The sequence below is a fragment of the Mucilaginibacter lacusdianchii genome, from assembly GCF_009770985.1.
Taxonomy (GTDB): Bacteria; Bacteroidota; Bacteroidia; order Sphingobacteriales; family Sphingobacteriaceae; genus Mucilaginibacter; species Mucilaginibacter lacusdianchii.
Window position 1 is genome coordinate 1,206,752 of sequence record NZ_WSRW01000002.1, and the last position, 25,525, is coordinate 1,232,276.

Annotated in this window: 28 protein-coding genes and 1 tRNA gene; 8 read left to right on the forward strand and 21 right to left on the reverse strand. The window is 41.9% G+C overall.

Annotated elements, in window-relative coordinates:
- Position 1: 1 nt before the first annotated feature.
- The 9 genes from GPM24_RS12070 to GPM24_RS12110 form a co-directional block, all read right to left on the reverse strand.
- Positions 2-760 (reverse strand): metallophosphoesterase family protein, encoded by a 759-nt coding sequence (locus GPM24_RS12070; protein WP_158827002.1) that lies wholly within the window; start codon positions 758-760, stop codon positions 2-4.
- Positions 760-1,845 (reverse strand): ACR3 family arsenite efflux transporter, encoded by a 1,086-nt coding sequence (arsB, locus tag GPM24_RS12075; RefSeq protein ID WP_158827003.1) that lies wholly within the window; start codon positions 1,843-1,845, stop codon positions 760-762. The genes GPM24_RS12070 and arsB overlap by 1 nt, the downstream gene beginning before the upstream one ends.
- Before the next feature lie 2 nt (positions 1,846-1,847).
- A complete protein-coding gene (locus tag GPM24_RS12080; protein ID WP_158827004.1) occupies positions 1,848-2,267 on the reverse strand; it encodes an arsenate reductase ArsC in 420 nt (139 codons plus the stop codon).
- A gap of 31 nt (positions 2,268-2,298) precedes the next feature.
- The gene (locus GPM24_RS12085) at positions 2,299-2,796 is read right to left on the reverse strand and encodes a GNAT family N-acetyltransferase (protein WP_158827005.1); all 498 of its coding nucleotides are present in this window, start codon (positions 2,794-2,796) and stop codon (positions 2,299-2,301) included.
- Positions 2,797-2,806: 10 nt separating this feature from the next.
- Complete coding sequence (locus GPM24_RS12090) at positions 2,807-3,364, reverse strand: DUF6428 family protein (RefSeq protein WP_158827006.1); 558 nt, start codon at positions 3,362-3,364, stop codon at positions 2,807-2,809.
- A 55-nt stretch (positions 3,365-3,419) separates the two neighbouring features.
- Entirely contained in the window at positions 3,420-3,749 is a 330-nt protein-coding gene (locus tag GPM24_RS12095; protein WP_158827007.1) for an ArsR/SmtB family transcription factor, read from the reverse strand.
- A gap of 425 nt (positions 3,750-4,174) precedes the next feature.
- On the reverse strand, positions 4,175-5,482 hold the full coding sequence (locus GPM24_RS12100) for a phage integrase SAM-like domain-containing protein (RefSeq protein WP_158827008.1): 1,308 nt from the start codon (positions 5,480-5,482) through the stop codon (positions 4,175-4,177).
- Between the two features lie 196 nt (positions 5,483-5,678).
- Positions 5,679-5,751: transfer RNA gene (locus tag GPM24_RS12105), tRNA-Phe, on the reverse strand.
- Between the two features lie 138 nt (positions 5,752-5,889).
- Positions 5,890-6,372, reverse strand: a complete 483-nt coding sequence (locus tag GPM24_RS12110; RefSeq protein WP_158827009.1) for a hypothetical protein — start codon at positions 6,370-6,372, stop codon at positions 5,890-5,892.
- A 48-nt stretch (positions 6,373-6,420) separates the two neighbouring features.
- Between GPM24_RS12110 and GPM24_RS12115 the strand changes: the two genes are divergently transcribed.
- The gene (locus GPM24_RS12115) at positions 6,421-6,912 is read left to right on the forward strand and encodes an ABC transporter ATPase (RefSeq protein ID WP_158827010.1); all 492 of its coding nucleotides are present in this window, start codon (positions 6,421-6,423) and stop codon (positions 6,910-6,912) included.
- A 53-nt stretch (positions 6,913-6,965) separates the two neighbouring features.
- Here GPM24_RS12115 and GPM24_RS12120 read toward each other — a convergent pair whose 3' ends face one another.
- Entirely contained in the window at positions 6,966-7,946 is a 981-nt protein-coding gene (locus GPM24_RS12120) for a type I phosphomannose isomerase catalytic subunit (protein WP_158827011.1), read from the reverse strand.
- 186 nt (positions 7,947-8,132) lie between these two features.
- Positions 8,133-9,362: an NADP-dependent isocitrate dehydrogenase gene (locus GPM24_RS12125; RefSeq protein ID WP_158827012.1), complete on the reverse strand. Its 1,230-nt coding sequence runs from the start codon at positions 9,360-9,362 to the stop codon at positions 8,133-8,135.
- Between the two features lie 174 nt (positions 9,363-9,536).
- On the opposite strand from GPM24_RS12125, the gene GPM24_RS12130 reads away from it, so the two are divergent.
- The 3 genes from GPM24_RS12130 to GPM24_RS12140 all read left to right on the forward strand — a co-directional run bounded on the left by GPM24_RS12130 (position 9,537) and on the right by GPM24_RS12140 (position 11,347).
- Positions 9,537-9,995 (forward strand): lipocalin family protein, encoded by a 459-nt coding sequence (locus tag GPM24_RS12130; RefSeq protein ID WP_158827013.1) that lies wholly within the window; start codon positions 9,537-9,539, stop codon positions 9,993-9,995.
- A gap of 14 nt (positions 9,996-10,009) precedes the next feature.
- The gene (locus GPM24_RS12135; RefSeq protein WP_158827014.1) at positions 10,010-10,714 is read left to right on the forward strand and encodes a hypothetical protein; all 705 of its coding nucleotides are present in this window, start codon (positions 10,010-10,012) and stop codon (positions 10,712-10,714) included.
- Between the two features lie 171 nt (positions 10,715-10,885).
- Positions 10,886-11,347, forward strand: a complete 462-nt coding sequence (locus tag GPM24_RS12140) for a hypothetical protein (protein WP_158827015.1) — start codon at positions 10,886-10,888, stop codon at positions 11,345-11,347.
- 54 nt (positions 11,348-11,401) lie between these two features.
- On the opposite strand, the gene GPM24_RS12145 is transcribed toward GPM24_RS12140, so the two are convergent.
- Both GPM24_RS12145 and GPM24_RS12150 read right to left on the reverse strand, forming a co-directional pair.
- On the reverse strand, positions 11,402-13,276 hold the full coding sequence (locus tag GPM24_RS12145; RefSeq protein ID WP_158827016.1) for a DNA polymerase III subunit gamma/tau: 1,875 nt from the start codon (positions 13,274-13,276) through the stop codon (positions 11,402-11,404).
- 122 nt (positions 13,277-13,398) lie between these two features.
- Positions 13,399-14,382, reverse strand: a complete 984-nt coding sequence (locus GPM24_RS12150; protein ID WP_158827017.1) for a Kelch repeat-containing protein — start codon at positions 14,380-14,382, stop codon at positions 13,399-13,401.
- A 243-nt stretch (positions 14,383-14,625) separates the two neighbouring features.
- Between GPM24_RS12150 and rpsF the strand changes: the two genes are divergently transcribed.
- The 4 genes from rpsF (at position 14,626) to mtgA (ending at position 16,505) form a co-directional block, all read left to right on the forward strand.
- The gene (gene rpsF / locus GPM24_RS12155; RefSeq protein WP_158827018.1) at positions 14,626-14,988 is read left to right on the forward strand and encodes a 30S ribosomal protein S6; all 363 of its coding nucleotides are present in this window, start codon (positions 14,626-14,628) and stop codon (positions 14,986-14,988) included.
- Positions 14,989-14,990: 2 nt separating this feature from the next.
- Entirely contained in the window at positions 14,991-15,254 is a 264-nt protein-coding gene (gene rpsR / locus GPM24_RS12160) for a 30S ribosomal protein S18 (protein WP_158827019.1), read from the forward strand.
- Positions 15,255-15,269: 15 nt separating this feature from the next.
- Positions 15,270-15,713 carry a 50S ribosomal protein L9 gene (gene rplI / locus GPM24_RS12165; protein ID WP_158827020.1) on the forward strand — a complete coding sequence of 148 codons (444 nt, stop codon included), beginning with the start codon at positions 15,270-15,272 and terminating at the stop codon, positions 15,711-15,713.
- 105 nt (positions 15,714-15,818) lie between these two features.
- Complete coding sequence (gene mtgA, locus GPM24_RS12170) at positions 15,819-16,505, forward strand: monofunctional biosynthetic peptidoglycan transglycosylase (RefSeq protein ID WP_158827021.1); 687 nt, start codon at positions 15,819-15,821, stop codon at positions 16,503-16,505.
- A gap of 73 nt (positions 16,506-16,578) precedes the next feature.
- Here the strand turns inward: mtgA and rodA are convergent, their stop codons facing one another.
- The 8 genes from rodA to purN all read right to left on the reverse strand — a co-directional run bounded on the left by rodA (position 16,579) and on the right by purN (position 25,500).
- Positions 16,579-17,844 (reverse strand): rod shape-determining protein RodA, encoded by a 1,266-nt coding sequence (gene rodA, locus GPM24_RS12175; protein WP_158827022.1) that lies wholly within the window; start codon positions 17,842-17,844, stop codon positions 16,579-16,581.
- The gene (mrdA, locus tag GPM24_RS12180) at positions 17,837-19,867 is read right to left on the reverse strand and encodes a penicillin-binding protein 2 (protein WP_158827023.1); all 2,031 of its coding nucleotides are present in this window, start codon (positions 19,865-19,867) and stop codon (positions 17,837-17,839) included. The genes rodA and mrdA overlap by 8 nt, the downstream gene beginning before the upstream one ends.
- Positions 19,868-20,383, reverse strand: a complete 516-nt coding sequence (locus GPM24_RS12185; RefSeq protein ID WP_158827024.1) for a rod shape-determining protein MreD — start codon at positions 20,381-20,383, stop codon at positions 19,868-19,870.
- Positions 20,376-21,209: a rod shape-determining protein MreC gene (gene mreC, locus GPM24_RS12190; RefSeq protein WP_158827025.1), complete on the reverse strand. Its 834-nt coding sequence runs from the start codon at positions 21,207-21,209 to the stop codon at positions 20,376-20,378. The genes GPM24_RS12185 and mreC overlap by 8 nt, the downstream gene beginning before the upstream one ends.
- Before the next feature lie 85 nt (positions 21,210-21,294).
- Positions 21,295-22,317: a rod shape-determining protein gene (locus tag GPM24_RS12195; RefSeq protein ID WP_158827026.1), complete on the reverse strand. Its 1,023-nt coding sequence runs from the start codon at positions 22,315-22,317 to the stop codon at positions 21,295-21,297.
- Positions 22,318-22,436: 119 nt separating this feature from the next.
- A complete protein-coding gene (gene purH, locus GPM24_RS12200; RefSeq protein ID WP_158827027.1) occupies positions 22,437-23,963 on the reverse strand; it encodes a bifunctional phosphoribosylaminoimidazolecarboxamide formyltransferase/IMP cyclohydrolase in 1,527 nt (508 codons plus the stop codon).
- Positions 23,964-24,059: 96 nt separating this feature from the next.
- Positions 24,060-24,902, reverse strand: a complete 843-nt coding sequence (locus tag GPM24_RS12205) for an alpha/beta hydrolase family protein (protein WP_158827028.1) — start codon at positions 24,900-24,902, stop codon at positions 24,060-24,062.
- A 19-nt stretch (positions 24,903-24,921) separates the two neighbouring features.
- Positions 24,922-25,500: a phosphoribosylglycinamide formyltransferase gene (gene purN / locus GPM24_RS12210; RefSeq protein ID WP_158827029.1), complete on the reverse strand. Its 579-nt coding sequence runs from the start codon at positions 25,498-25,500 to the stop codon at positions 24,922-24,924.
- Positions 25,501-25,525: the final 25 nt, after the last annotated feature.

The window sequence follows — 25,525 nt, forward strand, 5'->3', positions numbered from 1 at the left end:
TTCATCCGTTTCTTAGCATGTCCGCATATTCGTTCGGCAGAGGACTTTCCTCAACGGCTTTGGCCGCTTTTTCGATATCATAATCAAAGCGGATAAACTCTACCTGAATACTATTTTTATCTCTTACCGAACTGTTTTCATCTAGATGAAGCAGCACGTAACCGCCCCGAGGGTCTTTGTCCTTCGGCTTACCTACACTGCCAATATTGATGGCATGGCGGTATGTGTCGCCGGTAGCTAAAATGCGGTGATAGGGCTGATGGGTATGCCCGAAGCATAATATGTCCGCATCCGCACCTTCCATAATACGCAGCATGCTTTTTTCATCCCTGTCCTCAAACAGGTACTCATTGACTTTGCGGGGGCTGCCATGTACCAAAAGCACGTTCAGCTTGTCACCGCTTAACTGGTATTCTAGACGGATATGCGCAGGTAGGGTACGCAGGTAAACCCTTTGCTCGTCCTTCACCACCTCGTTCGTATAGCTGATGGATATTTTACCCATTGCTTTTTCTTCATCGGTTTTATAGGCGCAGCCGCAATCATCACTATGTCTGCCGATACCAAAGTCATAGTTGCCCGTAATGCAGGGAATGCCTCGTTTACGGATTTCATCAATGACCTCATTCGGCCAGATATTGTAGCCGACCAGATCACCCAGGCAGTAAATGGCATCGGGCTTGCGGGTTTCTACATCGGCAAAGAAAGCTTCCAGTGCCGGAAGGTTGGCGTGTATGTCGGAAAAAAGCGCAATCTTCATTATTCGGCAGCAGTTAAGGGATTGGAGGAATAGTATTTTTTACGGAAATAGAAGGCCAGGTTCACCAGGGCGATCAGGGCAGGAACTTCAACCAACGGGCCGATAACGCCTGCAAAGGCTTCGCCCGAGTTGATACCGAACACACCGATAGCGACCGCAATTGCGAGTTCAAAATTGTTACCGGTAGCAGTAAAAGCAATAGAAGTACTCCGGCTGTAGTCAGCGCCGAACCCCTTGCCGATAAAGAAGCTCAACACGAACATGATGGTGAAATAAATCACCAGTGGTATAGCGATCCGCACCACATCAAACGGAATCTGAACGATCAGGTGACCTTTCAGGCTGAACATGACTACGATGGTAAAAAGCAGCGCAATCAGGGTGATGGGTGAAATAACAGGGACGTATTTTTGTTGAAACCATGGTTCCCCTTTCAGGCTGATCAGGGCATAACGGCTGATGATACCGGCAGCAAAGGGAATGCCCAGGTAGATACCTACAGATTTGGCGATCTCGCCAATGGTGATATTAACCGCCAGTCCTTTCAGGCCGAATAGCGGAGGCAGCACGGTAATAAACAGGTAAGCGTAAACACTGTACAATAACACTTGGAAAATACTATTCAGAGCAATCAGTCCTGCTGCATACTCCCGGTTACCTTCCGCCAGTTCATTCCAAACGACGACCATCGCGATACAGCGGGCCAGGCCGATCAGGATTACGCCCACCATATAAGCCGGATGGTCACGAAGCAAGGTAATCGCTAAGACAAACATCAGTACGGGGCCGACAATCCAGTTAAGTATCAGGGAAGCGCTGAGCACCTTGGTGTCTTTAAATACTTCGCCCATCTTCTCGTACTTCACGCGCGCCAATGGCGGGTACATCATGAGGATCAATCCGATGGCTAATGGTATATTGGTGGTACCTCTGGAAAAAGAGTTGATAAAGCCGGAGGAAGATGGCAGGAAGTAGCCGAGGGCTACACCAACCGCCATCGCCAGGAATATCCATAAAGTAAGGTAGCGGTCTAAAAAACCTAACCTTTTGCGTTCTGCCGCAGGGGCACAATTGTTAGCACTCATATTTATACATTAATATGCTGACTGACAAAATCAGCGGCGTAGGTTTTAATCATATCCCGAACTCTTCTGAACTTACTCATGATTTCTTCGGGTGTACCCGTGGCGTTGGCAGGGTCAGGAAAGTTCTGGTGAAACCGCTCTACGTTGCCGGGGAAGTAAGGACATGCCTCGTTAGCATTATCGCAAACGGTAATTACATAATCAAACGGAATTGACAGGTATTCGTCAACGTGATTGGAGGTATGCCCGGAGATATTCAAATGATCTTCGGCCATGACCTGTACCGCTTTTGGGTTGACGCCATGCGTTTCTATACCCGCGCTGTAAACAGCCGCTTTATCCCCTGCAAAGTACCTTAAATAACCTTCGGCCAGTTGGCTCCGGCAACTGTTGCCGGTACAGAGCACTAAAATATTTTTCATGTTATATTGTTACTTATTTATTCTTAGCTAATCAATCAACGCCAACCACGTGACTTCGTCGTTCCAGTAAGTAAACATCTCGCCATACGCCATACTGTTTGGCCAGGCGTTCGCGGTACCCGATGATACGGAAACCCAGTTTTGTATGCAGGTTGACGCTGGCCTCGTTCTCAGGAAAAATTCCGGCCTGTAGTGTCCATATGCCTGATCTTTCACTTTCTGTAATCAGATGCTGAAGCAGCTTTAACCCTACTTTCTGACCCCTGAAACTTTGGCCGACATAGACGCTCACTTCAGCAACCCCGGCATATACACAACGACCTGACACCGGCGTAAGGGCCACCCATCCCGCGATTTCACCTTTCTCTGTAGCAGCTACAAAGCGCAGGGTTGGTAAATGACCGTTATTCCAGTCTTCCCACGATGGCGCATCAGTTTGAAAGGTCGCCTGACCGGTGGCGATACCTTCCAGATAAATCCGTTCAACATCCGGCCAGTGCTCAGGCTGTAATATTTTGATGTCTATCATTACATCCTGACTAGCAGCAGCCGGAACCTGGCGTGCAGCTTGGCGCTTCAGCTACCAGATTCTTAAATTGAATTTTGGGCTTAACTTCCACTGCTGGCGTACAACATTCTTCCCCTTTTTCATTGGTGCCGCAGCTACCGCCACGAGTGATCGCTTTACATTCAACAGCATCCGGACGAAGATCTACGATCAGATTTTCACCGTCTACAACTAATTCTTTTGGCAACATCTGTCGGGTATCAAACTGGGCGTTGCCAAACTCGATCTTCACTATGGCGTTAGGATTAAGCGGCAGTGCTTTTTCCACCAGTTCAACGATAGACAACGCTTTGCGTACTTTCATTGAGCGCAGTTGCTGTTCTTCTTCAGGTACCCATAATTGAACAATAACCTCAGTCCAGGCATTCATGACACCACCGCAATCAACGGAGGTGATGGGAGCTTGTTTGATTTCAGTGATATGGTAGGAAGCCTCTACCCAAGTGTTTTCGGCATATTGAAATTGCAGGTCTAAAGTCGGATTAGCCTGTAATTGTTCTTTAAAAGATTGCCATTTCAACGTTTCCATAAGGTGTTATATTAATGGTTTATTGCAATATTGCGATGTTTGTATCTAAATTTTTTTAACAGCAGGATTGGGGTGCAGAGTACAGGTTAAAAAAACTGTTAAGCTGACCTTGCAACAGCGCCCAGGCTTTCGGCTCGATGCAGTAGCAAACGCTTACCCCTTCAATAGTGCCTTGTATCAACCCTGCATTTTTGAGTTCTTTGAGGTGTTGGGAAATGGTGGCTTGTGCCAGGCCCAGTTCCTCGACCAGATCACCACAGATACACGCATTCGCTTTGATGATCTGTTCCAGTATAGCGATACGGGCAGGATGCGCGATAGCTTTAAGCATAACCGCCAACCTGTTTTGTTCTTCTGTAAATATTTCTGTTTTGGTAAGTCCCATAATTAATACATTGCAATATTACGATTAATGTATTAGATATGCAAAACTTTGTAAAGAATTTCAAAGCATTGGATATAGTAACGAAAACGTTCTTTTTTGTTACTGTTTTATTATATTGAAGCTTAGTCATATATTACTTACTTATACGGTAAAGAAATTCCGTTATGAAATCAAAATCAGTAAATATAGATGTAAATGAGTATTGTAACTATTTATGCGACGTTCTCCAATTTACTGTTTGTTACGTATTAGTACGTTTTTCTATAACCTCTTCTTTATAATCCGCCTTACAAACCATATCCAAACTCCAAAACCTATTAAGAATGCAGGTAATTTATTCTCGAGTGTTAATGCACACAAAAATGCACCTGTACTAACGATACAGGTTAGACATAATAACAATAAAATTCTCATAATCACAATTTTCATGCATTTACCAAGCGCATGGTTTTACGTTGTTCAGCAGCTGTAGTCATTGTTTTTGGCTTTCGGCCTTCATGGTCATTTAATAAGGCATTGACTTTACCTTGCACCTCATCAACTATACTCCAGTCCTTCTCGATATAAATATCTGTTATTTTATTACCGTGGTCTACATGGTTAAGTGCTAATGCAACGTCATCCTTGCTCATGCGGCATTTATTTCTTGCAAGGTTACCAAAGCTATGCCTTGCCCAGTAAAAAGTAATTCCGCTAAGACCGGTTCTCGCGTTAATAGTTGACATACCTTCTTTGATAGCCCTATCCAAGCCGTGAGAATGGCGATAGCGGTTGTTTAGTCTTCCAAGATATTTTTCAAGCAACGGCTTTGCCTCTTTAACCAACTTAAGACTTATGAAAGCATTATCCTTCCTGCGCTTGGTTTTTGTTCTATTGTATTCAACGCGTCCTTTTTTGATATGATCCTGTGTAAGATGATAAATATCAACTGCGTTCGTCCCACATAGGTAAAAGGATAACATAAACAAGTCACGTGCTAATTCAGCACGGCTCCCTGGTTCAACTTTACAATCCCGTATCAGCTTTATTCTTTCGACATCCAGATTCCTTTTGCGCGTCTCTGGTGCATCCACTATTTTGTAGTTATCGAACGGACAGTAAGGGATGCGGATTTGTCCTATTTGCGGTTTGTTAAAATGCTTCATCGCGGCTTTAAACAGAATACGGAGATCACGGAAGTGATTGTGAACTGCCCCGTCTGTCATTCCTTTTACCACACGCTTCCTCAACTGTCCTTGATTCATGCGTTTGATTTCCCGCTTGCCACGCAAGTACTTTTCATAGGCCGCTAACATCCATTCATTTATCTCAAGTGGGGATACGGTAGGCTGAATGAAATAGTCCTGCAAACTAAAAAGTACGGTTTTAAGTGTTCCAGCTGATCCAGTTCTTTTTTCATCTTCAAGTTCTTTTATATGGTTCTGACAGAATTTGAAGAAGTCTAAGGGTTCATCTTTATCCCGTAAATAGTTTCTGAGCGTTTCGGCATTAAAAAATTCCAATCTCGGGCCAAGGCTGCTAATCGTTACACGGTAGTCATCCAATGTTTTGTTCAATATCTGCTTTAAGACAGCGTCCTTCAAAGTGCATTTAGCGGTGAGCTGTTTATCAACAACAAAGTGCGGTGTATCAATGTACCTTTTGTCCCCTTTGTGTGATACTCTGATTTTTACGTTGTAAGTACCGTCTGCTTTTTTGTGGTGTTTGTGAATTTTAATACCAACTGTTGCCATCACATAATTTGCTTGGCGAAAAAAGTCCAAATAGTTTTGTGCCCTATTTGTGCCCTTTTTTCGTGAAGTTTAACAAAAAATTATGTAAAAGCTATCGGAACGGAACGTTCCTGACAAAGTAGCGCTAACTACTAAAAAGTGCCTAAATATACAAAAAAAGGCCTTTTTCTAGTGAAAAAGACCTTTTTTGCTTTTGTGGTATCAGCTGGAATCGAACCAGCGACACAAGGATTTTCAGTCCTTTGCTCTACCAACTGAGCTATGATACCGTTTCTCCGTTTGGGTTTGCAAATGTAGCCAGTTTTTTGATTTTGTGAAACTATTTTTAGAAAAAAGATGAAGTTTTTCTCAATTGACTGATAATGAATAAGATTATTTTGCAATTCAGCTTATCTAAATTCGTACAACTACTGTAGTTGGGATTTTAAAAACAGCAATGTGTTTCTTAATGTGTCTAACTGGCCAGAACTCAAATTGCGGACAGGCACATTTAAGGTATGGGCCATCGAATCAATATCACCTTTAGGATCGCGATAAGTTTGCACAATGATATCATCTGCTTTAGTGTACATGCGTATGATGCCGCTGGTTTCAGTTCCTAGATAACTAAAATCATTGAACCGGCGCAGGCTGAAAGAAAAGTACTCCTGCCTGCCGTTGTAATAGGTTTTACGCAAGCGCAGAAAAGAATCGTCGGTGATATTTAAGCTCCAGTTTTTCAGTCGTCCGTCGCCCGATGAATCGTAGGCCTGGATAAGGCAACGGTTGCCCCAAAATAACGCTTGCTGCTTATCAGCGGTTGGCTTAAAGCACAAACTCAGTACCCCGCATACGATTCCGCCTAACACCGGAGATTTGCGTTGCGCATTCCATAAAGCTGATTTTACCATGACAACATTTGTACTTACCCTAAATTAAGAAAATCATACATTTGTTTTATGCAATTTCCAGAAAATTCTAGAGTGTGGATTTACCAGTCGGACAGAGAATTAACCGACATAGAAACCGCCTCGCTGCAACAGCAATTAAATGCTTTTACCCAAGAATGGACCGCTCATAGCCATCAGCTTAAAGCCGCCGCTCTAATCAAATACAATCGCTTTATTATACTAATAGTAGACGAAAGCCAGGCAGGTGCAAGCGGATGTTCTATTGATAAATCGGTAAACGTGATGAAGCAAATTGAACAGGCCTACAACATTAATTTGTTTGACCGGTTTAACTTAGCTTACCGGGAAGGCAGCCGTGTTCTGTCGGCGCCGCGCACTCAGTTTGAAGAACTGATTAAACAAGGTCGTATTACACCCGAAACCACCGTATTTAACAACGTAGTACAAACCCTTTATGATTTGGAAACTAAATGGGAAGTACCGTTCAAAAACAGCTGGCATGCACAGCTATTTGGTAACTTAATAAAAACCAATGCTTAATAAAAAAGCCGGTAGCAATAAACTACCGGCTTTTCTTTTAGTGTGTTAAAAGCTTATGCTATATAGCTTTCCAGTATTTTGAACCCATTAGTAGTAGTTAATTCAACCTGATTAACACTGTTTGGTATCACTAAAGAGTCGCCCATTTTTACTGAAACAGACCCGCCATTGTATTTGATCTCGAATTCACCCTCTAAACAAACGTAAATAACGAATGAATCGAAAGCACTGTAGTCTTTAGATACATTTTCGGTATAATCTAGTACGTTGGTGGTAAAGTAAGGACAGCTCACCAGTGGTACTGTTTCGTTTTGTTTAGGCTGATACTGGGTTTTGTACTCCGGATACTTTTTGTAATCGATAGCCGCTAAAGCTTCTTCGGTGTGCAATTCGCGTTTTTGACCTTTATCATCCACGCGGTCAAAGTCGTAAATGCGGTAGGTAATGTCTGATGTTTGCTGTATCTCGGCAATCAATAAGCCTTTACCAATAGTGTGTACACGACCGGCAGGTAAAAAGAACACATCACCAGCTTTTATATCTTCTTTATTCAGAATATCAGTTAAATTTCCGCTGTTCAGCTTATCTACATAAACCTGTTCGTTCACATCCTGATTAAAGCCCGCAATTAAAGTAGCGCCTGGATCAGCTTCTATTACATACCACATTTCAGTTTTACCAAAAGAGTTGTGACGTTCTTTAGCCAATGTATCATCCGGGTGTACCTGTATGGAAAGATCGTCTGCAGCGTCAATAAACTTTACCAGTAACGGGAAAGTGTTGCCAAAACGATTGTAAACAGCCTCTCCTACCAGTTCGCCTTTATATTGTTCCAGCAAATCGGCTAATGACTGTCCGGCCAGTTCGCCATCGGCTACTACCGATACGTCCGACTTTACGCCAGACACCTCCCATGTTTCACCACAGTTAGGCAAATCGCCAAAATCTTTATGCAAGTAAGTTTTAATTTTCTGGCCGCCCCAGATTTTGTCTTTATAAATGGTTTTGAATTTTAAAGGATACAGTTGTGACATAGTAAGTATGATATTGAATTGCTAAATTACAGATAGAAATACAAACGGTTACAAATAGTTTGAAAAAACCTTTTAGCAGGCTTGCTATACCATTTTATTCAACTTATTGAAAGCTTATTTAAGCTAACCGCTTTACACAAAAAGCCCCGCTGTTTGGCGGGGCTTTTTACAATTAATAAGTATTGTTTACTTACCTAATTTAGCTTTCAGGTTTTCGTCGATAGCTTCCAAAAACTCTTCGGTGTATAGGTAATCGGTACCGTGTTCCACTTTTGGTTTAATGGTAATAGCCAAGTCTTTGGTCATTTTGCCGCTTTCCACAGTTTCAATACAAACCTGCTCTAAAGTATGGCAAAAATCAATCAGTTCCTGGTTGTTGTCCAGTTTACCGCGGAATTCCAAACCACGGGTCCAGGCAAAAATAGAAGCGATTGGGTTGGTTGAAGTTGGACGACCAGCTTGATGCTCGCGGTAGTGACGGGTTACCGTACCGTGTGCAGCTTCAGCTTCCATAACGGTACCATCTGGGGTAACCAGTGTAGAAGTCATCAAACCTAATGAACCAAAACCTTGTGCTACGGTGTCAGACTGTACGTCGCCATCATAGTTTTTACAAGCCCAAACAAAGTTACCGTTCCATTTCAGGGCCGAAGCAACCATGTCGTCAATCAGGCGGTGTTCGTAAACAATGCCTGCTTCGTCAAACTTAGCTTTGTAATCGTTTTGGTAAATTTCTTCAAAGATATCTTTGAAACGACCATCATATTTTTTAAGGATGGTGTTTTTGGTTGACAAATATAATGGCCAGCCTTTCATCAGCGCCTGGTTAAAGCAAGCATGTGCAAAACCACGGATGGACTCATCGGTGTTGTACATAGCCAAAGCCACACCATCGTTCTTGAAGTTGAATACTTCGAATGATTGCTCTTCGCTGCCATCTTCAGGAGTGAAGGTGATGGTTAATTTACCTTTGCCTTTGGTTATAAAATCGGTAGCGCGGTACTGGTCGCCAAATGCGTGACGGCCGATGCAGATAGGCGCAGTCCAGTTAGGTACTAAACGTGGCACGTTGTTCATTACAATCGGCTCACGAAAAACTGTACCATCCAATATGTTACGGATAGTACCGTTGGGTGATTTCCACATTTGTTTCAAACCAAACTCTTTTACACGAGCTTCGTCTGGTGTAATGGTGGCACATTTTATACCAACACCATATTGTTTAATAGCGTTAGCCGCATCAATAGTTACCTGATCGTTAGTTTCATCACGGTACTCAATACCCAGATCGAAGTATTTTACGTCCAGATCCAAGTATGGAAAAATCAGCTTATCTTTAATAAACTGCCAGATAATGCGGGTCATTTCATCCCCATCCAGTTCTACTACCGGATTTTCTACTTTAATTTTTGACATATCGGGTTGCTTGTGGTTCAGTTTTAATTTGTAGTTCTGTTTTAAAACGCCCAAATATATAAATTTTGAATATAGACGAGTTTAAATAAATAAATACCTGTAACCTTTGTTTAAGTAAAACAGTATAATTTGAAAGCTTAAGTTAAAAGACATATCTTTAAGCTGCTATATTTAATGAAAAAATTTTTCCTAATTGTATTAACTATTGTTTGTGCGGCATTAATAACAAGCTGTAAAAATGACCCGGCCGTTATTCCTCCTTATTTGCAAAATCCTCAACTCATCGGCAAATGGCAATTGAAATCTGTTGAAATAAAAACGGAGGTTAGTGATATCGACGATTTACCAACCGACTTTTATTCTGATTTTACGCCTAATGATTATTTTGAATTTAAAGACAACAACGCAGCGATGTATTCATCCAGCCTGATTGGAAAAACATATACAGGTTATTATTCAACCCGTGCTGATGCAACACCACAAACGCTTAACTTTAAAAGCGCAAACTTTAACATTAACTTTTTTATAGAAAGCATTAGCTCAAATGAGTTGGTTCTTTATCAAACCCGTTCTATTACTGATGACAATGATGTTACCACAACAGTAACCAGTACTTATACTTATTCGCACTAATCAGCCATTACGTTTTGAAAAAAATATTATTTACTTCTGCTATTTGTCTGCTGTGTTTATTTGCCAAAGCACAGATAGCATGGAATTATGCCCAATATGATTTAGGCTTTGCCGGCGCTATCAACTCGGCCTACAGTGATGCCGAAACTATCAAAAAGACTAATGCAGTGCTTTTTAATTTCACTTACAACCATACCCCGTTTTTTAACTACGTAGCCGAGTTACAATTTGGCAAACTGGCTGGCGGCGACCACTTCAACACACTGTCGGGCCGTGAGTTTAAAAATCAGTATGTAGCCCTCAGTTTCAGACCACAGCTGCAAGCCGGCGAGTTTATAGATTATGCTAACAGTACTTTCATCAACGCATTTAAAAATTTATACATCAGTGCAGGCGTTGGTGTGATTTTTAACGACATGAAAGAAATTGAGCGTAACTCACTGTATATTGAAGATTACACCGCCACCGGCTTAAATACCAGCACCGAGTTTTTTGTTCCTGTAAAAGTTGGTTACGAATTTAAGCTATATAATAAATACGATGAGCCATCCTTTAAAATTGACCTGGGCTATCAGCACAATTTTATTTTGGGCGATCAGATGGATGGCATTAAGGCCGGTATAAAAAACGACGCATACGGTCAGTGGATATTAGGATTAAAATTTGCCATTGGTGGTATCACTTCATACCGCAAGCAAATTTCAAGATATCAGTATTAAATACCTTAACAAAGAATAAAAAAAAGCCGTTGCAAAGTTGTACTGCAACGGCTTTTTTATTTAGTATTTAGTACACTGATTTACGGCATACCCCAAACAGATTGCACATTACAGGCGTTTTATTTTTGGCAGGATTTTTACTGTATACTAATTGCACAAATTTTAAACCCTATGAAAAATGACGATACCTTCTACCCCGGTTTCAATGACGAGAACCTGGATAGAGACAAAAAAATGAAAGACGATTTGGAAGGCGATACTGCTGCCCATGATTTAAAATACGATCCGGACACAGACAGCTATGAGATCGCTGTTGAAAACAACGATCCGGATTACGATCCGCCACAATTGTTTGATACCGCTGCACCCAACGGAAGCGACTTCGACTCAAGCTACGATGAGGCTAACCCTTATGATACGCAAGGCGAGTACGATAAAAACCGCTCACTGGAAACAGATGCAGACTCACTGGGCATGCATATAGAGGGTGGCAACATTGTGGAGCTCGATCCAATTGACGAGGAACTATCCCGTACACCCGAAGATGACCGCGACGATCTGGATGAAGAAGGTTATCCTAAAAACGATGCCGACATTAGCGGCGATGATAAGGACGATGATTTTCTAAAATAAAACAAAAGCCCTCTCAAAATTTGAGAGGGCTTTTGTTTTCACGCTTTATTTAGTTTATTCAAACTCTAAGTTAAATCTCCTTCTCAACTCGGCCAGTTGCGGATTTTTGTTAGCCATATGCGCAAACTTTTCTGATGCCGTATATGGGCGTTTACTTACCTGTTGTTCATCTATTCGTGTGTGCACCTCAATGCTGAAGTTGCGCAGCTGTGTACGCAGGTAGTTCATCAAATCGGGCTTACCGTCTCTAAACACTGCCTCTTGTGTGCGGTTATTTACTACAATTTCAAACTCGGCAGGCCCCAACTGTTTAGGCGGGTTAGCTGTAAAAATAGTTATCAGTGTCATCGGCTTACCTTCGGCTTTAATTTTAGCGATGTAAGCATGCCATCTTTCTAAAAACACATCTAACGTGAAGGGCTCATTGTCATTACCTTTTACATATGGATCTTCTTCCTCTTCTTCTACCGCAGTTAAGGCACCGAAACCTCCACCGGTTAAAGATGGGGTTAATGACGGAGATGATGTTAAAGATATTTTAGGTATGCCAACCGTTTTAACGGTGGGCGCTTCTTTAACAGCCACAGGCTGCGGCGAAGCCGAAGGCAGTGTGCCATTACTATAATTACCAACAGGTTCCTGCAATACCGGAGCCACTTTAGGCATTACCGGCTCAGGAATTTTAACCGTAGGTGGCGTTGGTATTTTAGGCGTTTCAGCTACCGGTTGACTAACCGGCTTAGGCGCCTCGGCAACTGCTATTGGAACTGCATCAGGTTTTTTTTTTTCACCATCACTGGCGGCGGCGGGTATTTGGCCCGAAGCTAAATTAAATACCGACGGCAGATGGCAGATTTTCAACAAGGCCAATTCTACCTGTAAGCGTTGATTTTTACTTAGCCGGTAATTTAAATCGCACTGGTTGGCAATATTCATCGCCGAAAGCAAGAATGAGGTAGAGGCCTGTTGCGCCTGCTGCAAATATTTGTTGCGGATGCCTTCGCTTACCTCCAGCAATTTTAAAGTAGCACCATCCTTACCCACCAGCAAATTGCGCAAGTGTCCCGATAAGCCATTAATGAAATGGCTACCGTCAAATCCTTTGGCTAATATTTCATCAAACAGCAGCAACGTTTTAGCGGTATCCTCGCGAAGCAAGCTATCAGTGATGTTAAAATAGTAATCGTAATCCAGAATGTTCAGGTTATCGATTACCGATTTGTATGTAACCTTACCGCCCGAAAAGCTTACAATCTGGTCGAACATCGATAACGCGTCGCGCAAACCACCATCGGCCTTTTGAGCAATGATGTGCAAACCGTCAGGCTCAAAACTAATGCTCTCCTTTTGTGCAATTGACGACAGGTGATTGGCCATATCCTCCACCCTGATACGGTTAAAATCAAATATCTGACAGCGCGAAAGAATAGTTGGTAATATCTTATGCTTCTCGGTGGTAGCCAGTATGAATATGGCATAATGCGGCGGCTCCTCCAGTGTTTTCAGGAAAGCGTTGAAAGCAGCCTGCGACAGCATGTGCACCTCATCGATGATATACACTTTATAGCGGCCTGCCTGCGGTGGTATGCGTACCTGCTCAATTAAGCTTCTGATATCATCCACAGAATTATTGGATGCTGCATCCAGCTCATGTACATTGAAAGAATTACCGTTCTGAAAAGCACGGCAAGAATCGCATGTACCACAAGCTTCGCCATTAGGCTGCAAGTTGGTACAGTTGATAGTTTTGGCCAGAATACGGGCACATGTTGTTTTACCCACCCCACGTGGCCCGCAGAATAAAAATGCCTGCGCCAGCTGATTATTTCTAATCGCGTTTTTAAGCGTATTGGTCACATGTTGCTGACCTACAACGCTTTCAAAAGTTACCGGGCGGTATTTACGGGCCGAAACAATAAAATTATCCACAGCCACTAAGGTAAGGATATTTGCTGAAAGGATAAAGATGAAAGGATGAAAGTTGCAGAGTGCTGATGAAGTAAGCACCTACAAAAAGAGCCTCTATGTAAAGAGGCTCTTATAATTTTTGATTAGTTTTTTGCTGATAATAAAGGTTGTATACTAGCCCCTTGTACACTAACCTGCCCCGGATCAATAATGGTGGATGTACCTGCGTATACAAATAGTTTGTTATTGATTACAGCCGAACTTCCGTATCTGCGTCCCACCATATTGGTTTTCAACTTAACAAACGCATTGTTTGATGTATCAAAATAACCGGCAAATTCAGGTTTACCATAAGAACCAGTTAAAAAAATATAATTACCGCTTTGCGTTACACTGGTAGCCGATACCTGCTCAGGCAGTTTGCCTACCTGCTTCCATGAATTTTTGGCAATATCATATGCATAAATTTCGCGGTAAACAAAACGGTTAAAAGGATTATATCCGCCAAAAGTATACAACACGCCATTTACCACAGTACCTGATGTTTCAGCTGAGCGTGGCATATCTGCCAGGCGTTTAAACTTTTCGGTAATGACATCAAATTCATACAACCGGCTGGAACCATACGCGCGGCTGCTGCCGCCAAACCAATAAACCTTATTATTCCAAACCGCCATACCACCGTTAAGTCCAGGATCGGGATGAGAAACTTTCAGCACTTTCGCTTCGCCTGTTTCGGTATCTACGGTTTCTACTTCATAAAATAAACCGGTGCCGTATGCCTTTAAACCACCCATTACATATATTTTATGCACCGATGGCACATATACGGCGGTAGATTGTATTTTAGGAGTTAGTTTATCTGACAAAACCTGCCAGGTGTTAGCATCCGGATTAAACCGCATCACCTGCGTAGAAACGCGCTTATTATAAAGCTGCCCACTTAGGCTGTACAAATTTTGCCCGTCATTAGCGTAAGCAGAATAAAGCACCCGTTGTGGCAGGTTAGCGTAATTATCGAAATGTAATATGGTAGATGGCGGTGTTGCAGCATCTTGCGCATTTACACTCAATTGCACTGTGAAAACCGACAAGGCAACTGCTAAAGTTCGGAGTAAGCTTTTCATAGATATAAGGTTTAATTGAATAACTGGTTTTATGATGAAAAGTTATTCAAAAGCCCTTAATAATCAAATCAATCACACATATTTTACAAAGTGTTTACAAGCACCAGCTTTCAGCATGTTCAAGGATATAATTGCTATGCCAATTATCAAATAATTAGCTGACAATCACTTGCATATTTTATCAATTATATCTACATTTGCGTCCCCGTTTGCACGGGATAATTAATAAACATAAGTATTAAAATGCAACAGTACGAAACCGTCATCATTCTAACCCCGTTGTTATCAGATGAGACTGCTAAAGAGGTAATCGCCAAATTTAGCAAGATTCTTACCGATAACGGAGCCGAGATTGTTCAAGAGGACAATTGGGGTTTGAGAAAATTAGCGTACTCTATTGAAAAAAAATCAACAGGGTATTACCACCTCACCGAATTCCGCGCTCCGGGTGAACTAATTAACAAACTGGAGATCGAGTACAGACGCGATGAGCGTGTAATGCGTTTCTTAACTATTGCTTTGGATAAACATGCCATTGCTTACAACGAGAAAAAACGCAGCGGTGCTTTCAACAAAAAACCTAAAACAGAGGAGGCAGCAGCTTAATTATGGCAAACGAACAAATTCAATACGTTACCGCTCCTAAAGTGGACGATAACCGTAAAAAATATTGCCGTTTCAAAAAGAACGGTATCAAATACATCGATTACAAAGACGCTAACTTTTTATTAAAGTTCGTTAACGATCAAGGTAAAGTATTACCACGTCGTTTAACCGGTACTTCTTTGAAATTTCAGCGTAAAGTGGCTCAGGCAGTTAAACGTGCCCGTCACATCGGTTTATTACCTTATGTAACTGACTCGTTAAAATAATAGGAGGTTTAGAAAATGGATTTGATTTTAAAACAAGATGTTAAAAACCTCGGCGAGAAAGACGAAATCGTTAAAGTAAAGTCAGGTTATGGCCGTAACTTTTTGATCCCGAAGGGTTATGCTACTTTAGCTACTGAATCAGCTCGTAAAGTTTTAGCTGAAAACCTGAAACAGGCTCAGTTTAAACAAGACAAAATCCGTAAGGATGCTGACGAATTAGCGGCCCGTTTAGAAGGCGTTAAATTAACCATCGGTGCTAAAGCCGGCGAAAGCGGTAAAATTTTCGGTGCAATCAACACTATCCAAGTGGCTGACGCACTGAAAAAACAAGGCTTCGAAGTTGATCGTCGTCGTATCACTTTTGACCAGGATCCTAAAGTTTTGGGTGAATACACTGCAAACTTGAACCTGCACAAAGAAGTTAAAGTTCAGGTACCTTTTGAAGTAGTAGCTGAGTAATTATAAGTTCGCTTTCGGAAGTTAAATTTCGAACTTGAAACAAACTAATTTATAAAAAGGTGTTCAGTATATACTGAACACCTTTTTTGTTTATAATTTTAAAGCATGGGCATTTTTAAGCTGATTCTGCGTTTTGTTAAAATTTTTGTTATCGCCTTTGTAGGCATCTCGCTACTATGGGTACTGTTATACCGTTTCATCAATCCACCTGTTACCTGGCTAATGATTGAACGTGGCTTTGAACGCAAAGCCGCAGGAAAGACCTGGAAGATAGACAAAGACTGGAAAGACTTTGATGAGATATCCATTAACATGAAAAAAGCTGCTGTGGCTGGAGAAGACCAAGCTTTTTTAGAACATCATGGCTTCGACTTTAAAGCTATTGAACATGCTATTAAAAAAAACCAAAACAGCCATAAAATAATTGGCGGTAGTACCATATCACAGCAAACCGCTAAAAACGCCTTTTTATGGCAAGGCCGCTCTTGGCTGCGCAAAGGTTTAGAAGCTTATTTTACCATGCTTATAGAAGCCATGTGGAGCAAAAAACGCATCATGGAGGTATACCTGAACATTATTGAAATGGGCGACGGTATTTACGGGGCTGAAGCTGCTGCCCAAAACTACTTCCATAAGCCCGCAGCAAATCTTACCAAACGTGAAGCGGCTGCCATTGCAGCGATTTTCCCGAGTCCTTTAAAACGGTCGGCTACTAACCCTACAAAGTTTTTAAGACACCGCCGTTATCTGATTATAAAAAATATGAACCGCTTAGGTCCGCTTGATTTTTAAAACACAAAAGGCAGCTATCCAATAGCTGCCTTTTGTGTTTTAAAACCTTTTTTATAATAGGATTTTATGTAATTTAAATCAATGCACCCAATCGGTTTGAATCCAGCTTAATCAATACAAATAGTAATACGGTAAAGCTCCATAGCGATGAGCCACCATAACTGATAAATGGTAGCGGTATACCAATTACGGGCATAAACCCAATAGCCATGCTGATATTAATGAAGACGTGGAAAAAGATAACGGAGGCTACACCATAGCCGTAAACCCGTGCAAAAGGTGCCCGTTGCCGCTCGGCCATATAAATGATACGCAACAACAAAAACAGGTACAAACAGATTACCACTGAGGTACCTACAAAGCCCCACTCCTCTCCTATGGTACAAAAAATAAAGTCGGTGCTTTGCGCGGGTACAAAAGAGTATTTGGTTTGTGTACCCTGTAAATAACCTTTACCCCATAATTGCCCGGAGCCAATAGCAATTTTTGACTGATTTACGTTATAACCAATACCTCTTAAATCTGAAGTGATGCCCAGCAACTCATCTATACGGGCGCGCTGGTGGGGCTTCAGTACATTAAAATAAATAGGCTTAACAGTAACTATGTAACCTATACACAATGCCATTACTGTTATAGCAGTAATGATTAATTTTGGTGTACGGCGCATTACAGCCAAAATAGCAACGGTGATGGCAACCAAAGCGCCAGCTACATACCAAAGGTTAAGCAGCAAAGAACAGATACCAAGTATAATTGCTAATCCGGCTGCTATTAAAAACCAAGGTGATAGGCCCTCGCGATACAGCACAAACACCAACGAACAAAATACCAAGGTTGATCCGGCATCGGGTTGCAACATAATCAACAGCATAGGGAAGCCAATGATAGCTGCCGCTACGCCAAATGATTTAAGCTCTGTAATACGGATATTGGTACCACTTAAATAGCGCGCCAGCAGTAAACAAGTACTGAACTTAGCAAATTCAGACGGCTGTAAACGGAATGAACCTATAGGAATCCAAGCTTGGTTACCGCCTACGTTACGGCCAACAACCAACACTATCATCAACAATATAACCGTTATGGTGTAAAAAAGCGGAGCAGTGGCGCTAAAAAAGCGACTGTCTAACAGCAAAATAACGATCCCCAGCACAACAGCCGACATGATAAATATAAACTGCTTACCATAATTTGTACTTAAATCGATGATGCTTGGATGCTCCGGATCAAAAACGGCTGCATGAATGTTAAACCAGCCAATAGTACATAAAACCAGGTACAGGAATACGGTTAACCAGTCTACATTAAAAAAGAAGCCACGTTGCTGATTATTCATCTTCCTTTTTTTGAATTAAAGCTGCTGTTATTTGATTGACGCTGTCTTGCTTTTTGGGATTACGCCGTGCGGCCGATTTGAGTTGTAGCGACTGTTGTATACTATCGCGTTTAAAGCGTTTTGCTTTTTTGGTACTATCCCTTTTCAGGCTATCCACTTTTGCACTGTCGCGCAGGGTTCTTTTAACCGGCGGCTTCCATCCCGGTGGCGGAGGCAATAAGTTTTTATTAATGATGTAATCAACCTGTGCTTTGGGCCGGCTAACGTAGCCACGCAAATATTTTTCAATCATGTAACTGCCTATAGGTGCAGCCCATGATGCACCGTAACCTCCGTTTTCGACCACTACAGCAATAGCAATCCTCGGCGTATCGCGTGGTGCAAATGCAACAAATACCGAGTGGTTTTTACCATGCGGGTTTTGTACTGTACCGGTTTTGCCGCACATGATGATGCCCGGTATGCGCGATGCGGCTGCTGTACCATGGTCTACCACATCCTGCATACCATTAATTACCGGTTCAAAATATCTCTGATCAATACCAACGTCGTTTCTGATGGTGTATTCGGTTTTAATTACTTGCTTATCGCCGATGGCCTTAATTAAATGCGGCTTGTAATAAAAGCCCCGGTTAGCAATTACAGCTTCTACGTTGGCCATTTGCAATGGCGTGGCTAATAACTCCCCCTGACCGATTGCCAATGAGATGATAGAGCTAGAACGCCATCTGTTTTTACCGAATACATTGTCATATCGCAATGGTGTTGGCACGTTACCACGCGCCTCGAACGGCAAATCTACGTCCAGCTTAATACCGAAGCCAAAACGGTTAACCTGCGTTTTCCATTTAGCTAAAGTGGTACGGATGTTTTTTGAGCCGTTCACATTCATCAACCGGTCGAACACGTTACAAAAGTAAGGGTTGCAGGATTGGGATATGCCTTTCCGCAAATCGGTCACCCCGTCAAAGTGCTCGCAAGCCACACGGTGGTTACCGGCCATATAATAGTGCGGGCAAAAGAATGTGGTTTGCGGTGTAATGATACCTTCTTGCAAAGCAATCAAAGCATCCAAGGGCTTAAATGACGATCCGGGCGGATATTTAGCTTGGATAGGCCTTACGTTGAACGGACGGTAAGGATTTTTATACAACTTGGCAATGTTGTTGCCCCGCTCTTTACCTACCAGCAAGTTTGGATCATAGGTAGGGCTGCTCACGAAAGCCAGGATTTCGCCGGTTGATGGCTCGATAGCTACTATACTGCCTACCTTATTTTGCATCAGCTGTTCGCCAAGCTTTTGGATATTTAAATCCAGTGAGGAGATCAAACGCTCACCAGCTACCGGAATAGTATCATAAGCACCATTAGCAAAGCGACCCTTTTTGATATTACGCGAGTCGACCATTTGGAACTCCACGCCGCGTTGTCCGCGTAGCTCTTTTTCGTATGCGCGTTCCACGCCCGATATACCGATGTAATCACCAGGGCTATAGTAACCGCCAGAACGCTTAATGGCTGCATCGTTAGCCTCGCCGATATAGCCCAAAAACTGCGCAGCCACCGAATCGGGATAAGTACGGATAGAACGCTGAATGGTAAAAAATCCTGGAAAATCGGCTAATCGTTCCTGAAATGCAGCGTACATATCTTTAGACAGCTGCTTTTCAAAAACCGACTCGCGGTAAGGAGAATATTTGACTGCTTTTACAAAGCGTTTATCAAAGTCGGCTTTAGTGATACCCAGTAGATGGCAAAGCTCCAATGTATCAAAAGGCTTTACATCATTAGGGGTTACCATTACATCGTACACCGCTACGTTTTGAACCAGTATTTTGCCGGTACGATCCAATATGGGGCCGCGTGCCGGATAGTTAATTCTTCGGCGTAAAACATTTTTGTTGGCAAAAACAGTATAACGTTCGTCAACTATCTGGATATAAAACAAACGCGCCAGCAGTACCACTGCCAGTGCTATAAAGATACCAGTAACTATGTAGCGCCTCTCAAAATAATTATTCATCTAACGTTCTTTCCTTCTGAAAAATAAGAAGCTGGATACTAAAATCAAAAATAAGGTAAAAGCTGAACTTAATAAGAAACGTAAAAGCGTGTATTGTATTTCAGATAGATGAAAAACTTCGAGGTTGAACAGGAAGAAGTGATGCACTAAAGTTAATATGCCAGCATACGCAAAAAACCACCTAAACCCCATATTACCCAAAGTTGGTTCAGGCTCGTTGTCAAAACCTTCTTTTTGTACGGTTATGCTGATAAACATAATACGCACTAAAGCCAGCAACACACATGATGCCGCATGCAAGCCGGGGGTATCATAAAAAGCATCAATACTTAATCCCAGTAAAAACGACAGCAAAAACAATAACACATTAGGCACCTCAAAAGGCAGAAGTAAAATAAACAGGATGTAAGGGTATGGCATTGACAGGTTGTATAAACTGATATTCTTCAGCAAAAAAACCTGCAAAAAAACCAATGCCAAAAACCGGAGTGCGTTTACAATTAAAACCCTAATCATCTTTTTTCTTCTGGGCCTCCAGTCCCGCCTGCTCTAAGGCAAACTTGTTGTTTACTATATACACATACTCCAGCTTGCTAAAGTCTACAGCCAAGGCTACTTCCATGTTCAGAAAAAAGCCGCCACCCTTAGCATGCAGGTTACTTATTTTACCTATAGCAATACCTGTGGGCCATAAAGAGTAGCCCGAGGTTACCACCATTTCGCCTACTTTTGCTTTAACATGATTGGGCACGTCTACCAACAATCCTTTACGCGGATCCATATCATCACCCCAACCTAACGAACCTATTTCGCGCGAGTTGATCAACATAGCACTGATGCGGGTATCTTTATGCAACAAGGAACGGATCAGGGCAAAGTGTTCTGACGTTGCCACCACCATACCTACTACACCTGAGCTGCTGATTACCCCCATATCTTTGGCGATACCATCCTTACTACCACGATTAATAGTAATGTAGTTATTACGATGATTAACCGTGTTGTTAATTACCTTAGCTTCAATGTAATTGTACTGCTGCTTGTAAATGGTGTCTAAAATAGATCCCTTAACCGTACTGTCGATATAATAAGACGAACGGAGCTGGTTATGCAGCCGGGCATTTTCACGTGCCAAACTATCATTGATATCTCGTAGCGATAAGTAGTTTTTTACCTGATTTACCTGCGCATACAGTGTACCGGTAACCTGATTAGTTGTGTTGATGTAAGTGGCCTTTTGAAAAGAATTGTATTGAATGTAGATGGCCAGCGCAAAAATCTCGAAAATTAAAAACAGGAAGAATGCGTTGTACTTGCTGATAAATATCAAAAGGTTACGCATCGTTCTAAATAGTTGTAAGTTGTGGGTTGTGAGTTGTGTGCTGTTTTATGTCATACAACTTACAACTCACAACCTGCAACTTCATTTATTGCATCAAAAATTTATAATTACCAATATTTTTAAGAGCGGTACCAGTTCCGCGAACTACGGCGCGAAGGGGATCTTCAGCTACGTGTACCGGCAGTTTAGTTTTAGCGGCCACACGTTTATCCAGTCCGCGCAGTAAAGCACCACCACCGGTAAGGTATATACCGGTTTGGTAAATATCAGCCGAAAGCTCGGGTGGCGTAATCTCCAAAGCTTTCAGAATAGCTTCTTCTATTTTAGAGATTGATTTATCCAAACAATGCGCAATTTCAGTATACGATACCGTGATTTGCTTAGGTACACCGGTCATTAAATCACGGCCTTGTACAGCAAAATCAGCTGGTGGCTCGGCCAGTTCGGGTAATGCAGAACCTACTTCAATTTTGATTTTCTCGGCAGTACGGTCACCAATCATAATGTTGTGCTGGCGGCGAATGTACTGAACAATATCAGAGTCGAAGTTGTCACCCGCTACACGAATAGACTGATCACACACGATACCAGACAGGGCTATTACCGCAATTTCGGTAGTACCACCACCGATGTCAATAATCATATTGCCCATCGGCTCCTCCACGTCAATACCTATACCTACCGCAGCAGCCATAGGCTCGTGGATAAGATAAACCTCTTTGGCACCGGCGATTTCGGCAGATTGATGTACGGCACGTTTTTCTACCTCGGTAATACCTGAAGGGATACAGATTACCATACGCAATGATGGAAAAAACCAGCCCTTGCCTTTGTTAATCATCTTAATCATACCGCGAATCATATGCTCGGCAGCATCAAAATCGGCAATTACACCATCTTTAAGCGGACGTACGGTACGTATATTATCGTGTGTTTTACCTTCCATTTGCATAGCCTGCCTACCAATGGCAATTACCTTATTGGTTTTGCGGTCGAAGGCTACAATGGATGGCTCGTCAACAACAACTTTATCGTTATGTATAATGAGGGTATTTGCAGTTCCTAAGTCAATAGCAACTTCCTGCGTAAAAAAATTAAATAAACCCATTTAATCAGTTTTTCAAATAATCTGCAAAGTTCTAAAAAATATGTGTAATTATATCAATTACCTGCTGCTTTTCAAAGCAATTTAATCGCTATCGGTTAGGTTTATTATAAAATTTATTTTTAGTGTTTAAAGTGACGCACCCCGGTAGTAACCATGGCTATACCTTTTTGGTTAGACATATTCACCGAGTCCTGATCTTTGATAGAACCACCCGGTTGCAATACCGCTGTAATCCCTGCATCAGCTGCAATTTCTACACAATCAGGGAAAGGGAAAAACGCATCCGAAGTCATTACAGCACCATTTAAATCGAAACCAAAGCTTTTGGCTTTTTCAATTGCTTGACGCAAAGCATCTACCCTTGAGGTTTGCCCTACACCACTGGCCAGCAACTGGTTATTTTTAGCCAGTACCACCGTGTTTGATTTGGTATGTTTTACTACTTTATTAGCAAAAAACAAATCCTTCAACTCTTGTTCAGTTGGTGCTTTATCGGTTACGGTAGTCATTTGATCCGGACCTTCAATCACCAAATCTTTATCCTGCTCTATCACACCGTTCAACAAAGTCTTGAACTGTTTTAAGCCCAGCTCAACGCCCTGACGGATGAGTATTATACGGTTTTTTTTCTCTTTTAGTACACGAAGTGCCTCATCGGTATATGCAGGGGCAATTAGCACCTCAAAAAATATCTTACTAATTTCAATGGCAGTGTCCTCGTTTACTTCATCATTTGCAATGATAACGCCGCCAAATGCAGATACCGGATCACAAGCCAACGCATCAACCCAGGCTTCTTTGATGAATGAACGGGTGGCAATGCCACAGGCATTAGTATGCTTTAGGATGGCGATAGTTGGATCGGTAAATTCATCAATTAATGCCACCGCAGCATCCACGTCTACCAGGTTATTGTATGATAATTCTTTACCATGCAGTTTGGTAAACATCGCATTCAGGTTACCATAAAAAGTGCCTTGCTGGTGCGGATTTTCGCCGTAACGCAAAGTTTGGCTGGTTTGGATGCTCTGTTTAAATACCGGTAAAGGCTCTTCATGATTAAAATACTGGAAAATAGCCGTATCGTAATGTGAAGTAATGTTGAATGCTTTTTGTGCAAAGCGGCGGCGTTGATCAAAACTGGTTTCGCCATTTTGGGTTTTCAGGATATTTTCCAAATCGCCGTAATCATCTTTAGATGCTACGATTACTACGTCTTTAAAGTTTTTAGCCGCAGCACGAATCAGGGATATACCACCAATGTCTATCTTCTCAATGATGTCGCCTTCGGCAGCGCCTGCTTTAACTGTTTCCTCGAACGGATACAGGTCAACAATTACCAAGTCAATTTGCGGAATATCATATTGCGCCAGTTGCTGTTCATCACTTTCCAAACCCCTGCGAGACAATATGCCACCAAACACTTTAGGATGAAGCGTTTTAACCCGGCCACCCAAAATGGAAGGATAAGAAGTTAAATCTTCAACGGCAATCACCTCAGCACCCAGGCTGCGGATAAAAGTTTCGGTTCCGCCGGTTGAATATATTTTAACACCCAAGCGGTTTAATTCCTGAATAACAGGCTCTAAATGATCCTTGTAATAAACCGAAATTAAAGCATTTTTGATTTGAACAGACTGGCTCATGCAACTAAGTTTTTGAAGCCGCAAAGGTAGTTATTTTAACTTATTAGTTACTTAGCGAATAGTGAATTATCAACAGGCTTATTTTAGACCTATAAACTAACAGGATAAACCTGTCAGCCAATCTTTTATCATTAAAACCACCACATCCGACTTTTTAGCCCAGCTAAAATGATTTAACGGTGCAATACCTATATCATTTGCTAATAAATGGAAGTGCTTAACTGGCGTATCAGGGTGCAATTTTTTAAGAAAGTCCAAAACAGAACTTTTGCTGGCTAGTTTATCATTTTCAACAGAAAAAGCCAATACCGGCATTTGTAAATTGCTAAGTGCAGTATCGTAATCAAAATCGCATGCAGTTAACCTATAACTACCGGTGAGTGCATTTCGGCACCAATCTTTCATTACAGTCCGCGCCTCGCGGTCACCAAAGCCCACTTTATTCCCGGGAAAATAGCCGAGCAGATAACTAACCGGATAAAATGTTAAGCCGGCCCATAACACCCGTAATTTATCCCATCCCTGCCATACTTTATAATACACAGAGCAGGTAGTCATTAATATAAGTCCGGATATGGCGTCATTGAAACGACTGGCAAACAAACTTCCTAATTGTCCACCCAGGCTATGCCCTATTATGAATTTGTTTGTGTTTGGAAATTGAGATTCGGTTAATGATACTAAATCTTTTATATCATCAATCAACTGCTGATAGCCAAAATTGATATTCCTGCTGGCCCGCATGGTCGAGCTGCCTATGCCCCGCCAATCGGCACTTATAACATTAAAGCCACTTTTACACAGGTTTTCGGCAAACCGTTTGTAAAAAGTGGCTTTAACACCCATGGCGGGTAATAAGATGAATGTTATAGTAGCGTTGGCTGATGTAAGTATAGCTGCCTTGTTTTGTGCACCGTCCGGATGGGTTATGGTTATCATGGCAGCTGTGGTTATTAATTTACGCCCTAACCTTTTTCAGCAATCCTTCAATTACTTTCGGAAAGTGCTGATGTTCCAGTTGCTGACCTTTAAATTTGACAATCTCCAACGTATCGCCGGGCTCAATTTTATATTTGGCTTGATAAATGATTTCACCTTCATCAAAATTTTCATTCACAAAATGGATGGTGATGCCCGATTCAACTTCGCCATTGGCTAGTACAGCCGTATGCACATGATCGCCATACATGCCCTTGCCACCGTATTTAGGCAGCAATGCCGGATGTATGTTAATAATTTGATTAGGAAAGGCTTTAAGCAGTGACTGCGGTACCAGCCATAGAAAACCGGCCAGCACTATTAGATCTACCTGTATATTTTTAAGCAGTTTTACTACCTCGTCTGTTTGGTAAAACGCTTGCCGGTTAAATACATGGGTTGGTATTTCAAAGTTATCGGCCCGTTGCAGCACATAAGCCTGCGGATTATTAGTGAGTACTAGTACCACCTCGCCGTCGGGGTGATTTTTAAAATACTCCATTAATTTTTGGGCGTTGGAGCCTGAGCCTGAAGCAAAAATGGCAATACGGGTTTTCAAATCAGTACAATATTAATTTGTGGTA